Raw genomic sequence first — 13,386 nt, 5'->3', positions numbered from 1 at the left:
CGATCCCGCCGCATCGCAAACGACCACACGTTCTCCCGCGGTCCATTTGTGCCGCGTTCCCGCGCCGGTGCATGCCAATTCGGGCGTCTCCTGGCCTAGAGCACCAGTCCCAACGCCAACCACGCCATAAGAGACACGCAGACGCCAATTCCCACGTAAGGCAATGCTGTGCACATCGGCTCCCTCCCTGGTTCCGACACGCCATGAAATGCTGCAAGACTCGCATATTCGCGGGCCGACGCCTATCTCGACGTTATGCGTATGGCGTACGAGCTTTGCCTGGCGACCGCCGGCAGGCAGGTCCCGTCAGGACCGGACTGGATCGACGAGGTGAAGCACGACGGCTATCGGATGCTAGTCATCCGGGAGAACGAGTGCGTGCGGCTGCTCTCGCGCAACGGCACGGATTGAAGCAAGCGCTATCCGTGGATTGCCGAGGCCGCGCTGAAGAACCGACAGAAGCACTTCGTCATCGATTGCGAAGCGGTGATCCTCGGCGTCGATCGCTTCTCCGACTTCAACGCTCTTCACTCGCACAAGCATGATCATAAAGCGCAGCTTTATGCGCTACGTGCTGGCGCTCGGCAGCGACGAGCTTTGCGATCTGCCGCTGCACTTGCGAAAGACAAACCTCCAGAGGCTGCTAGCGCGGCGGCCGAATGGTATCAAGGTGGCACCGTTTGAGCGTGGCGACGTCGGGCCCATGCTATTCCGCGCCGCTTGCCGCATGGGTCTGGAGGGTTTTGGTGTCCAAGCACCGCGCTCGACCTTACCACGGCGGTCGGCAGCGTTGGGTTAGAGGGCAAGAAGAGGCAACACTCCGCCACGAATCGCGAACTGTACGGGCGCGCCCCCTTTAACTTCCTTGCAGATCAGATTCGTATGACCTGAGGCGCAGGGGGTGGAGATGAAGTTCATTTTCACGGAAGCTGGCGGCAATGAGCCGGTCCGGAAGTGCGATCTTTGCTTACGGCCCATGAGGTTTTTGGGCGAACATGCCAGGTCCTGGCTGTTTAGGTGCGAGGATTGCGCCCTTGTCAGCACACACAATATTCATCCTCCGCAAGCCAGCTTGGAGCGATCTCCTCGCTCGCCGCGTGCTATCTGACGGTTCGTTGCGAGAGGCGTGGCATTTAAGTCTCAGGTCTTCGGCTTCGCGCAGGAATGACCTCAGGTGGTGTTGCCTCCTCTGACCGCCCCCTGTTAGCTGCAGCGGCCGAGCATCCATTGGCCCTGGGGTTGCAGGAAGAACATGGCGCCCGGCCGCCTGGTCGCAGGCGGCTGCGACCAGGCACCATATAACCGCGAGTCGCTAAAACATTCGCCTTCTTCCTCGAGTGACACATTAAAATTCTGCATAAGAAGCCGACCTCGCGGATTGGCGGCGTGCGTCGCGACGCGCTTGCCGGTCGCGCCTGCTGCAAAAGTCGGCGGAGCGGTTCCGGTCATACCGTCCATCCCTTCCAAGCCGAGGCCGTCTCTTCGCCTGTTGCGGAGTAAGCGTATGCGTTCGTCGCGGCCCTCGATCGTGCCGCTCGATCACCTCGATCGCGAGGTCTATCTCGTCTTGGAAGATTTCGACGCACGTGCGGGCTGCGCCTGGCGGGAGACTGACGAGCGGGACACTGACTTCGAGACGGTCGTCCGCGATCTGCTGTCTGGCCAATGCGCCTACCCGGTCCGCGTCGTGGCCTTGAATGCCGTCGAGGGCTGGACTCGCGATGCGACCAGCGAGGTCGCGGACGAGCTGGCCGAGCACGACATGGTCGACGGCGAAATCGCGCCAGCGCTGCACGCATTCATCGAAGCGAAATGCCAGCCGGCCGTTTGCTGTCCAGCTGGCGCTGCCCCTGCGCGGAGCTCGTCGAGCATGGCCTCGCGATGATGGCGCTGGCCGACTATCTCACGCACGAGAGCGATGTAGCAGCGACCATCGACCGGCTCATCCGCATTCTTGATCGCGACAGTGTCCGCGAGGCAATTACGGAGCTCCGCGTCGATGCTCGCGTACACTTGCCGCACAACGGTTCTCGGTGGGCCGCATTCTCAATTCCAACGGCATCGGCAATGCCAGTTGCACCGCTGGGACAAGCAAACATCGTTGAGACAGTAGCCCTGGTGTGCGGTCGGTACGGATGCGTCCGAACTCGCCCGGTCTATCGTCGCGGCGTAGTTGTCGTTCGTCGGCCTTACGCCCATCGATATTATCGGCGCTACTGATGAGAAGTTTTGTTCACGGGAAAAGCACCGTGGCGTAAGCCGGCGCGCAGCAAGAGGCTGCCTCAGTAGGCGGCCTTAATTGATGTTGCGACGCAGCTTCTCAGCAACCGCCGATCATTTGTCAATCGTAACTAGACGGGTGCAAAGATCAACCCGTTCCGCAACGGAGAACAGGCCCGCCAGCGCGAGCGGCGCTTACGTGGAAGCTGCCAGGCGGACTTACTTCTGTGGAGAGGCGGCGGTCGTTGCCAACGCGTGCGCCAGTGTTTCGAGGCCGGAGGTCACGGCGCGCTCTCTTTGTTCAGAGGCCGGCGTAGTCGAAGAAAAGTTCAGCACAAACTATCTTTGCCGCGCCGTTGGCGACGGACCATCCGTGACTGCAACCTGCCAGGGATGGCCGTCCCAAAAAGCCGGGCCCCCCCGCCGAACAACACGCCCGCGACCAGCTTTATGGCCTCGACCCTTGCCTCCGTCTGAGATCGGCAAGCTCCACGCCCGTCTCATCGATCGTGGAAGTTCCGTCTAGAATATGGAAATAGTAACGCGGCATATGGCGCTCCCATCCGAGGGCGGGAGTGCCGTCTCTCTGTCACCGCAACGGCCAAGGGTCTCGGACGGTGATGACTCCCAAACCACCGGCAGCCGAAACGTTCCCATCCAAAATAGGCCGTCGCCAATTCAGCTCAGAGCCATCGAGAAGGCGGCCCAGGCGACAACAGAACGCACGGATGCCGAGATGCTAGTCCTGATGAATCTGATTTGGCGACGGCAATGCCTACACGGTGCTGATCGGTATGCCCGATCCAAGCTCGTCAGACGGTGAGGAGAAGGTCACGGGCCGCCGATCGCCGCGGGCAAAGACGGCCCCGGCCGTGGGGGGCTTCTGGGGATTGGGGGCCGGGGCCGCTGGAGGTGCCTGGACTCTGAGGAGGCCCAAGCGTCGCGAGCCTAGGACAAATCGGTAATCAGCACTGTTCGTTTGCGCACATTGGCGACGGATTTCCGGACGGAAACTTGCCGAGTTTTCCCTTCGGGTTCACATGGGCGAATGCGCAGCTTGATCGTTCCGAATTACTTAGCCCAAAAAGCTGGGGAATTCCGGGACGACCATCCGTTGAATGAGAGTGCGCCTTCACAGTCCAGATTTTTAACAGGAAGCGAAGCGTGGGTAGGATCGTTTATGATCGAGAACGCAAGGAGCCTGCTCTGATTGGGACCGGCGGTTGGGCGGCCGACCTACGAGGAGGAAGCCGAACGCCTGAAGCTGGTGCTAACTGCTGAGGCCTAGCAGGCGCTTGTAAAGTTCTCAGATCCAAAGAAAGCCCGCCGACCTGGCAGCCGCCGGAAGTTTTGACTGATCATGTTGGCGGTCGGCGGGCACCGATCCCAAGTGTCGCTTTTGGCACGGCAGGCCCGCCAGCGTGAACACGCGGCTCTTGATTAATTAAGCACTCGCGGCCCGGTACGTCCACTTCCGGCAAGGCGTACCGGGCCTAACCATTCCCCGCTTCCCCCGTGAGGTTTGGCTGAGTGAACATAAACGAGATTCTCGTACCGCTCTATACGTGTCTGTGCAATCCCCAGAACGCGATGAGCAGGAGGGCCACGGCCCCGATTCCGAGCAACATGAGAACGGCTTCCAGCATGACGAATCAAGCTCCGTTCGCGTGGAGGGTACATCAGAGGAAACTCGCCTCATAGCCTCTCGCGCGAGCCAACATTTCCACAACCCACGAGACGCAGTAGCTCGCGCGTGTGCCGAGCTACTAGGGCTCGACGATTTGACTCGTGGTCGCCGCCTCGCTTCGACGGCGGCATGACGAAGACAGAGAACCGGGCGGCTGCAAAAGCCCATTATCAGGAGCAGGAACAGAAACGCCGCGAGTTTGCGCGGGCTGAAGTTGTGAAAGCGGATCTTGCAGAACTCGAGCGGCTGCGGCAGAACCTGATGTTTGGAAAGAAGCCGGGCGAACCGGCGCACGAACTCATCGACGCCATCGATGATTATGTGGCAAAGCTAACCGGCGAGGACGACGCTCCACACGCACAATCACCCCTGCGGATGAGTTGGTGCCGGGTGTTCGATGATACCATTCTCTTGCCTGGCAGAAAGGCTCTACGGACGCTCCTGAAGGCTGGCGAATACAGCTCCTCGCTGCCGAAGAAAGAGCACGCCGCCTGGATGGCAAGCCGCTATGGAAGCGCTGATCCTGGTGCGGAAAGGCGGCGGCCCGACGATGTTTGCACGGATTGACGTGATGCGGGAATTGAACCGCCACCATGTCCCGGCGTTAAACCCAAAGGGGAGAGAACCGCCTTGCGGCCGGGGCAAGCTGAACAGGGATCAATGACGCGCGTTGGCGGTAAAGTTAGGACGGAGGGCTGGAAGCCGCTTTCTGAGGAGGAACACTTCATGACCTGCCTAGCTGTGGCGAGCGGGTCGTTTGCCGCGAGCTAATTCCGGTCCGCGAGTGTCACGCCCGGGCGCAATGAACCTTGGCACGGCCTGTGCAAACAGAACGGTATCGGGATATTGGTCGTGGTCGAGTAGCTCAGCCATTTGGCTTTCGCCCTCACAGATCCGGGCAGGCGGCTTTCCCGCACCCGGCTCTTCCCGAGGGTAACCCGCGTCATATCCGCGCCTGCGCCCAAGTGCGAGTGATGCGTGGAACGGGCAGACGGAAGCGTGCCGTCAGGGCCTCGAACTCCGACCAGCCCATGCGCCGACTTTTCTGACTGCGCCGTCTCAGACAGTGCAGCCAGATCCGACGCACTTCGCGGTAGAAGCCGTTAAGCGCTGGATAATTGTGCGGCCTGCCGTAGTAGCCGTAGTGTCCACGCAGCACTGCGGCGAACCACTCGTGCTGGGTGGCCAGTGACTCGTGCATGAGCCGCCAGGCCTCCTGGCGCAACGCCGTCAGCTTGCGCGTCAGGCGTTTCCCTTCCGTCTTGTGCTTCACGATAAACCGGCCGTCCCGGGTCCGCCCGCAGTAGTGGGTGAAGCCGAGGAAGGCGAAGGTCTCGGGTCGCCGCTCGCCGCGCCGCTGACGCGAGAGGGCCGCAAATCGACCGAACTCGATCAACCGCGTCTTGCCCTCATGAAGCATCAGGCCAAAGCTGGCCAGCCGCGCCTTGAGGGCCAAGAGCATCTCCTGCGCATCCACCTTGCTCTCGAAGCCCATGACGAAGTCGTCCGCATAGCGAACGGCCACAACGCGACCGCGTGCGCGGCGACGGCGCCATTGGTGGACCCAGAGATCGAGGATGTAGTGCAGAAAGATGTTGGCGAGGAGCGGACTGATGCCCGCCCCCTGCGGGGTACCCCTGTCCGTTTCTTGCTTCTCGCCGCTCTCAAGAATGCCGGCCCGCAGCCACAGCTCTATGAGCCGCAATATGCGAGGATCGGCGATCCTGTGCGCCACCATCCGCAGCAGCCACTCGTGGTCGACCGAGTCGAAGAAGTTGCGTATGTCGGCATCGAGCACCCAGTTGACGCGCTGGCTCATGATCGCCGTGTGCAAGGCGTCAAGCGCCATATGAGGATTCCGCCCCGGCCGGAAGCCGTAGGAGAACCCGAGGAAGTCGACCTCGTAGACGGAGCTCAGCACCTCGGCTACCGCGCTTTGGACAATCTTGTCCTCTAGCGCCGGCACACCGAGAGGCCGCTTACCGCCATCGGCTTTGGGGATGTAGACTCGTCGCACCGGCTGTGGCCGGTAGCGACCCGTGTGGACGCGTCCGCAGAGCTCCCGGAGGTTATCCGTGAGCCTCTCTTCGTACTTCGCCACCGTTATCCCGTCGACCCCCGCGCTGGCCTGCCGCTTTTGTCGTCGAAACGCCCGACGCAGAGCGTCCTCGTTGACGTGGTGCAGCAAGGCCGTGAACCGGGTTTGAGCAGCCTGCTTGGCTGCCGTGTTCACCCGTTCGAGGTTCGGCGGCAAGGCAACCCGGCTCTGTGTCCGGACCCTGGCCTTCTCGCGCGGGCTCCCCTCGGGCTGACCCCTTCCCTCCATGCGTCTCGTTTCCTTCGACGACTTCACAGGTACTATGGACCAGTCCGACTCCCGACCTCAGCTCGGACCGCGGCTCTGGCACTGCCTTGCCGCTGCCCCCCGTTGGAGACCAATCCAACGGACCCGGTCGGGCCTCTCATGTTCCGATGATTACCTTCCATGCGTGATCCGGCCATCGACCCCGACGGAGCGGCATCGTCTCGCATAACGACGATGCTCATGCTGCCTTCGTGTTTAGGGAACACACTCGGCCTCCGCGAACATCCACCTTTCGAGGCTCATTCCCGCACCCCGCATGGCTCCTGTCTACACTTCGAACCCCGCGTTGCCGCGACGCCCGCAAGACTCGGTCCCGGCCTGCCTGCTTCGGCTTTGGCCGGATGGGACTTGCACCCACAAGCATTCATCAGCTTGGCATGACGTACTCCCCGGTAGTGGTGTAGCTCGGTAGAGCAAAGCCGCCCGGACGCGCGCCCCCAATAGCGCCGTAGCGGGCGGGCGGCTTTGCGGTGGTCACCGGCAGTTCTCCGGTAGGATCGGGTTGCGATACGCCAACGCAACCAGAGGAACCACCGATGACCGCCGACATGATGAACCTGCGCACGCTCGTGGAGAAGACCCCTGACGCCGATCTCTTGCGCGAGATGATCGGCTTTGCGGCCCAAAGGCTGATGGAGCTGGAAGTGGAAGGCCAGACCGGGGCGGCCTATGGCGAGAAGAACCCCGAGCGTCTGGCCCAGCGCAACGGCTACCGCGACCGGACCTGGGAGACCCGCGCCGGTGCGGTCGAGCTGCGCATTCCCAAGCTGCGCAAGGGCTCCTACTTCCCGGGCTTCCTCGAGCCGCGCCGCATGGCCGAGAAGGCGCTCACCGCCGTGGTTCAGGAAGCCTATGTGCAGGGCGTCTCGACCCGTTCGGTGGACGATCTGGTGCAGGCCATGGGCATGACCGGCATCTCCAAGAGCCAGGTCAGCCGGCTCTGCGCCGAGATCGACGACAAGGTGAAGGCCTTTCTCGCCCGCCCGATTGAAGGCGACTGGCCGTATCTGTGGATCGACGCCACTTACGTGAAGGTGCGCCAGCAGGGCCGCATCGTCTCGGTCGCGGTGATTGTCGCGGTCGGCGTCAACAGCGACGGTCGGCGCGAGGTGCTGGGCATGGACATCGGCCCGTCCGAGGCCGAGACGTTCTGGACCGCGTTCCTGCGCAAGCTCGCCCGCCGCGGCCTGCGTGGCGTCAAGCTGGTCGTCTCCGACGCCCACGAAGGCATCAAGGCCACTGTTGCCAAGGTGCTCAATGCCAGCTGGCAGCGCTGCCGCGTCCACTTCATGCGCAACGCGTTGGCGCATGCCGGCAAGAGCGGACGGCGTGTCGTCTCCGCCTTCATTGCCACAGCATTCGCACAGGACGATGCCGAGGCCGCGCGAACCCAGTGGCGCAAGGTCGCCGACCAGCTCCGGCCAAAGCTGCCGAAGCTGGCCGGCTTCCTCGACGAGGCCGAGACCGACGTGCTGGCCTACATGACCTTCCCGCCGCAGCATCGGACCAAGCTGCACTCCACCAACCCGATCGAACGCCTCAACGGCGAGATCAAGCGGCGCACCGAGGTGGTCGGCATCTTCCCCAACGAGGATGCCATCGTCCGCCTCATCGGCGCGATCCTGCTCGAACAGAACGATGAATGGGCGGTCCAGCGTGCCCGTTACATGACACTGGAAACCATCGCGCCGTTGAGCGATGATCCGAGCGTCAGCCTCACGGCTATCGCCAGCTGACCAGCCCGGCTCTCGCCGGCGAACGCGGTGATCCACCGCCAGCTACACCACGCCACGGGGCACGATCGGGATATTTACATTTCCCCTCCCGGGGCTGGAATTCCGCCGCCTGCGCTCCATTTCAAGCAGGCGGCGTTTTTGTTTGGCTGTAGACCAAACGGAAAACGGCCCCACTGGACCACTTGTGGCCGCTATCGGATCAGCCGCGATATCTCTCGGCAGAAAATGGCCCCAGCTCTGGAGGCAATGGGGATTGCGGAGCTGGAGCCTGGTAGACGCCCTCGGGGAAGGGCAATGGGAAACGTGGCAACAGCAGCAACGTTCCGATGCCTGATTTCAAAAAAGCCGGTCCTACTTAGGACTATCTAGCGACGAACCATCTCCGCCGCCGCTTCTTAATGGCTTTCATCTCCCCTGTGCTTTCGACCTGCGTGGTCTCTTCATGACCACACTTTGCGCACCGAAACTCAGTTTGGGGCAACTGGCCTGACCAGCTCGAGCGGATGAAGTTGGCGGGCATAGGCCAAGCATGACAGTTCGGGCAATCACGTAGGACATGATCTGGAGAGAGCACGGAGAGTCATCTCCCAACAGCCTCGAGCACGCCAGCACGCCGTTGATTGCCAACGATGCATTTTTCGGATCGTTCCGATTTGGACGCGCGCAGGGCAAATCCACGAGCTTCTTGTGCGTCGAAATAAAAACGCTCCTACGAGCCGCCGAAGGATACCTCTTCGGTCAATCATCATTCTCGACCATCAGGCGTAGGATGGAACCGGCTCCGGCCCCAAGCCCTGCCGTCCGGAGCGCTGGCGGCCTCCCCAATTTATAACAGAGTTGGCAGGCCGTCGAATGCGGGTGCGCAGATCTCGCGCCCCGCGTGAAGAGTTTTGAGCCTCGTTGCTCAAGCAAATTCAGGTTAGGCGAGCAGGTTAAAACAAAGCAGCGCGGGGACCAGGGGCCGGGTTGCTCCGCCTGATCACGGACCTGAACTTGTTGAGCGCGCGGATGGCATAGCCGAGCCCCGGCACATTTGTCAGGCGGCAGAAGGCGACCTTCTTCACATAACCGTCGACATACCATTTGACGCTGGCACCGCTGCGGAAGAAGACGACGTCTCCGACGCCGTAGCGTTTCGGCTGCATGCCTTCGCTTTCGAGCACAACCGATCCTTCCAGGATCATGATGGTTTCGTCAAAATCATAGTGCCAGTTGAACCGGCCCTCGGTGCACGACCAGATCACGGTCCAAGCAGTCTTGCACCCGCTCGTCGACAGACGCCGCGAGCGAGCTTCCGGATTGCCTTCAATGATCCACGATGGCTCGATCGGTGAGGGCTCCAGATCTACATTGCAATGCGACGTGTCGAAAGCCATGAGCGGCATTGGCGTCACCTCCAACTGAAAAACATTGGTGCCAGTTTACCGGGTTTCCCCGGCTCGGCAAAAATCCGGTTTTCCGCGAGGCGTGTGAAGAGCCCACTTTGTCGCAAGGCGATTGGTGAAGAGTTACCTCCTAATAGACGAACACATTCACTTACATTAATGCGCGGCTTCCGGTGCTGGTGGATCATAGAAACCCTTCTGGGAGGTTTTGGCCGCCGGCTCGCGCGCCTTCAATTGCCGCCCTTCCCGGCTACTCTAACCTGGAGGTGAAGCCCGCGCGAAACCGCGCTGTTCTTGACGTGAGAGGAAGTGATGCTCGGTCCGAACGATCGCGCCGTCGCGCATTTGCAACTCACCGCCTGCAGACGAGATTCTGCAACTGACCGCATTCATCAGATGGTGTGAGATGCGAACGGGACAGATTCTTCCCGATCATGCAGCGATGGATCGCTTCTCGGTTGACGACTTTCGCCGCTTTTGGCGCCTCTTCGTGGAATGGTCCGATCTGCCGCGGGATGGCGCGATTGAGCCGGTCTGCGTCGGTGATGCCTGCGAGTCCGCGCTCTTTTTCCCTGAGCTTCGTCTCAATTACGCCGAATGCCTCCTCGCTGGCCCTCCAGGCCAACAGATCGTGACGGCCTGCCATCCTGATGGAAGGCGCGACCGGTTCACGCGCGGGGCGATGCACTTAGCGGTCGCCCGGCTATCCAGGTCGTTACAGCAGCTCGGCGTGCGCCGTGACGATCACGTCGTGGCTATCGCGCGCAACAACGCGGAGGCGATCATTGCCTGCCTGGCCACGGCTGCCATTGGCGCAACGTTCGCCAGTTGCGGGCCAGACATGGGCGTGCAAGCGATCCTCCTCCGCTTCGCCCCTCTGCAACCTGTGGTGCTGTTCGGCTGCCTCAGAGCGGAGCCATGGGATTCGGGTGTCCCGGTCCCCGAGCGCGTGGTCGGAACGGCGGCTGGCCTGCCCGAGCTTACCGCGATAATTGCTCTGGACGACGGCTCACTTCCCGCCGGCGAAACCATGGTGCCTCTGCACAGGCTCGCCGATCTGATCCGTGAGGAGGGGAGCGACAAGAATCTATCGCGCTGGCCACGACTGCCGTTCAACCAGCCCATGTTCACGATGTTCTCCTCCGGCACCACGGGCGCGCCAAAGTGCATCCAGCACGGCGCCGGCGGCACCCTGCTTGAACATGCGAAGGAGCACCGGCTGCACTGTGATCTCGGTCCCGGCGACAGGCTGTTCTTCCAGACCTCATGCGGTTGGATGATGTGGAACTGGCAGCTCTCCGCGCTCGCATCCGGCGTGGAGATTGTCCTCTACGATGGGCCGCTCGGGGCGCAAGAGACTTTTTGGCGGATCGCGGCCGAGGAGCGCGTGACCGTCTTCGGCACTAATCCTGCCTATCTGCATTTCTGCGAAAAGAAGGGCTTTTCCCCCGCCGACTGTTTGACTTTTCTGCTCTGCGGGCCATGCTCTCCACGGGCTCAATCCTCTATCCCTCCCAGTACGATTGGGTCAGCAGCCAAGTAAAGGCAGCGATGCCGCTGCAGTCGATCTCAGGTGGCACCGACATCATCGGCTGCTTTGTCCTTGGTAGTCCAAACCTGCCCGTCCATTGCGGCGAGATACAGTGCCGGAGCCTCGGCCTCGATGTCCGCTCGCTGCCGCCGACTGACGATCCGCAAGCGCTGATTGGCGAGCTGGTATGCGCCAACCCTTTTCCCTCGCGTCCCCTAGGCCTTCATGGCGACGCCGACGGCACGCGCTTTCATGCGACCTACTTTGCCCAAAACCCCGGGTTCTGGACACATGGCGATCTGATCGAGGCCACGCCTCATGGCGGTTGGCGCCTGCATGGCCGTTCCGACGGCGTTCTCAATGTGCGTGGCATCCGCATAGGGGCAGCGGAGATCTACCGCATCTTGGACGGGGTCGAGGAGATCCTTGAGGCTATGGCAGTGGAGCAACAGGCGGAGGAGGAGCCGGGCGGCACACGCATGGTTCTCTTGGTCGTGCTGCGTGAAGGCCTGGCGATTGATGACACACTGACGAAGCATATCCGCTCGGAGCTTGCGCGCTGCGGCTCGGCCGCCTTCGCGCCTGCGCGTATCGCACAAGTCGAGGCGCTTCCCGTCACCTTCAACGGCAAGCGCTCCGAAGCCGCAGCGCGCGATGCGGTGAATGGCCGCCCCGTACGGAATCGCGACGCCCTGCAGAACTCCGAATGTCTTGAGGCCATTGTCAACCATCCAGCTCTCCGGGGGTCCAGTGCCTCGCAGGGACCGGCGCTGATCCGTGAAGGGATCCCGGGTGCTGAGCGGCTGCGGAAGGATCTGCAGGCGATCTGCGAGCGCGTGCTGGGCGTAGCTCCCATCGGTTGGTCTGATCATCTTCTTGAATGCGGCGCCGATTCGCTGGCAGTGGTGAGCCTGCTGCTCGAGATCGAGGGCGTTGCTGGGCGTCCCGTGCCCCTCCCGGCTTTTCTGGCGGCTCCCTCGATCGAAGGCCTGATCGCGGTCCTGTCGACTGGCGCGGAGATAATGCCGGCCCAGCAGTTTGGCCGGTCCGGTCTGCGTCTCCGTGCCATGGGCCCGGACGATCAGGAGTCGATCTGCCGCTTCCTTGAGGAATCCTTCCGCGACTCGGGCATCAAGGCCATGACATGGCGCCGATTATTGGACCATGACTGGTCCGAGCACGGGCGCGGCTTCATACTCGTCGACGACAACGCAGTCGTTGGTTTTATCGGAGCCGTCACCGCCCAACGCCGCGTGAACGGGGAGGCAGTCCTCGTCTGCAATCTGTCGTCTTGGGTCGTCCAGCCGCAGTACTCTGGCTGTGGCATGGCCTTGCTCGCCTCGATGCTGGATGACGAGAACCTCACCTACACGTGCTTCACCCCACAACGGACATCCTGGGCTGCCCTCATGGCTCAGCGGTTCAAGCCGCTGGAGTTGCACCGGATCGCCATGCCGCCATTGCTACAGGTCGAGACGCTGTTTGCGTCGACCCAGCCTGTCATTAGCTTCGATTCGACCGTGGTCCGCGAGAGGCTGACCAGCGAACAACGACAGATCTTCGACGATCACGCACCGTATGATTGTCTGCAATTCACGGTCAGCGACGGGTCTGATTGTGCGTATCTCGTGGTGAAGCGCCGCGTTCACCGTCTTGCAGGGGGCCGACTTGGAGTACTGGCGCGAGTTCTACCGCGAGGAATCTCCTATTCAGACATCCTGCATTGTAGTGCGCCGGCGCTCCTGCTGCGGCATCTCGAGCGCGTCAAGCTGGCGATCCTGCGCCGACAGCGAACGGCGGCGCTCGTCGCTGAGGCGCGGCTGTTTCCGGTCTCCCCACGAGGAGTGATGCTCGCACCGCACGCCTGTTACCGCTCCCCGATGCTCGCCGGCGACCAACTCGACAGGCTGTATTCGGAAATCGTGCTCCTGCCAATCTGACAGAGATGCATAGGTCAGAGAATTAAAATTGCATGGCCCATCTCCGGACAAATGTCCGTTGATGCACTCCATCTGCTCCCGCTTAACCTGCAAAACATGGACGGCCGGGTGCGCAGATCTCGCGCCCCCCGTGAAGAGTTTTGAGCCTCGTTGCTCAAGCAAACTTCAAGTTAGGCGAGCAGGTTAAAACAGAGCTGCGCGATCACCGCAAGCCGCGCCGCACGCGCGATCCCGTCGGGGCTGCCGCTCGACAGCTTCGTGGACAAGCCGGCATCCCGCATGGAGATCGTCGGTCAGCCCAACGAAAATCCGCCTGTGCAGAGCAAGGTCCAAGCCGAAATCGGTGCGAAGCAGGGCCGATCTTTTCCGATGGCCTCAGTCGAGTGAATTGCATTCTATGAATTTGCGAAGAGATCCTATTGCGTGATCCAGACCGGAGAGCGGCGCTTCTATGGCTGCTTCATCTTTAGGGCGTCATCCCGCCCGATGCTGCTTGAGGTGAACACCTAAAACTGTCTGGAC

7 protein-coding genes and 2 pseudogenes are annotated in these 13,386 nt (G+C 61.8%); 7 read left to right on the top strand and 2 right to left on the bottom strand.

What is annotated here, in order from left to right; all coding sequences use genetic code 11:
* Positions 1-261: 261 nt before the first annotated feature.
* The 3 genes and pseudogenes from AB8Z38_RS34120 (at position 262) to AB8Z38_RS34110 (ending at position 4,474) form a co-directional block, all read left to right on the top strand.
* On the top strand, positions 262-411 hold the full coding sequence (locus AB8Z38_RS34120; protein ID WP_369721937.1) for a hypothetical protein: 150 nt from the start codon (positions 262-264) through the stop codon (positions 409-411).
* Positions 412-1,504: 1,093 nt separating this feature from the next.
* Positions 1,505-1,862: pseudogene (locus AB8Z38_RS34115) on the top strand (hypothetical protein); the annotation flags it as partial.
* Between the two features lie 2,174 nt (positions 1,863-4,036).
* Positions 4,037-4,474, top strand: coding sequence for a hypothetical protein (locus tag AB8Z38_RS34110; protein ID WP_369721936.1), 438 nt, complete (start codon positions 4,037-4,039; stop codon positions 4,472-4,474).
* A 376-nt stretch (positions 4,475-4,850) separates the two neighbouring features.
* Here the strand turns inward: AB8Z38_RS34110 and ltrA are convergent, their stop codons facing one another.
* Positions 4,851-6,260, bottom strand: a complete 1,410-nt coding sequence (gene ltrA / locus AB8Z38_RS34105; protein ID WP_369721935.1) for a group II intron reverse transcriptase/maturase — start codon at positions 6,258-6,260, stop codon at positions 4,851-4,853.
* Between the two features lie 548 nt (positions 6,261-6,808).
* On the opposite strand from ltrA, the gene AB8Z38_RS34100 reads away from it, so the two are divergent.
* The gene (locus tag AB8Z38_RS34100) at positions 6,809-8,008 is read left to right on the top strand and encodes an IS256 family transposase (RefSeq protein ID WP_369721934.1); all 1,200 of its coding nucleotides are present in this window, start codon (positions 6,809-6,811) and stop codon (positions 8,006-8,008) included.
* A 932-nt stretch (positions 8,009-8,940) separates the two neighbouring features.
* Here AB8Z38_RS34100 and AB8Z38_RS34095 read toward each other — a convergent pair.
* Complete coding sequence (locus AB8Z38_RS34095) at positions 8,941-9,393, bottom strand: cupin domain-containing protein (protein WP_369721933.1); 453 nt, start codon at positions 9,391-9,393, stop codon at positions 8,941-8,943.
* Positions 9,394-9,799: 406 nt separating this feature from the next.
* Here AB8Z38_RS34095 and AB8Z38_RS34090 point away from each other — a divergent pair, with 406 nt between their 5' ends.
* The 3 genes and pseudogenes from AB8Z38_RS34090 to AB8Z38_RS34080 all read left to right on the top strand — a co-directional run.
* A complete protein-coding gene (locus AB8Z38_RS34090; protein WP_369721932.1) occupies positions 9,800-10,936 on the top strand; it encodes an AMP-binding protein in 1,137 nt (378 codons plus the stop codon).
* A gap of 8 nt (positions 10,937-10,944) precedes the next feature.
* A complete protein-coding gene (locus AB8Z38_RS34085; protein WP_369721931.1) occupies positions 10,945-12,864 on the top strand; it encodes a non-ribosomal peptide synthetase in 1,920 nt (639 codons plus the stop codon).
* Positions 12,865-13,065: 201 nt separating this feature from the next.
* Positions 13,066-13,361, top strand: a pseudogene (locus AB8Z38_RS34080) (RbsD/FucU family protein); the annotation flags it as partial.
* Positions 13,362-13,386 lie beyond the last annotated feature (25 nt).

It is taken from the genome of Bradyrhizobium sp. LLZ17 (assembly GCF_041200145.1).
Taxonomy (GTDB): domain Bacteria; phylum Pseudomonadota; class Alphaproteobacteria; order Rhizobiales; family Xanthobacteraceae; genus Bradyrhizobium.
Note: the sequence above shows the minus strand (reverse complement) of the source record. Positions and strands in the feature narration are given on the sequence as shown.

Bases quoted from the DNA above. Each gene is read 5' to 3' on its own strand.
- AB8Z38_RS34120 (WP_369721937.1), top strand. From the start codon at position 262: ATGGCGTACGAGCTTTGCCTGGCGACCGCCGGCAGGCAGGTCCCGTCA.
- AB8Z38_RS34110 (WP_369721936.1), top strand. From the start codon at position 4,037: ATGACGAAGACAGAGAACCGGGCGGCTGCAAAAGCCCATTATCAGGAG.
- AB8Z38_RS34100 (WP_369721934.1), top strand. From the start codon at position 6,809: ATGACCGCCGACATGATGAACCTGCGCACGCTCGTGGAGAAGACCCCT.
- AB8Z38_RS34095 (WP_369721933.1), bottom strand. From the start codon at position 9,393: ATGCCGCTCATGGCTTTCGACACGTCGCATTGCAATGTAGATCTGGAG.
- AB8Z38_RS34090 (WP_369721932.1), top strand. From the start codon at position 9,800: ATGCGAACGGGACAGATTCTTCCCGATCATGCAGCGATGGATCGCTTC.
- AB8Z38_RS34085 (WP_369721931.1), top strand. From the start codon at position 10,945: ATGCCGCTGCAGTCGATCTCAGGTGGCACCGACATCATCGGCTGCTTT.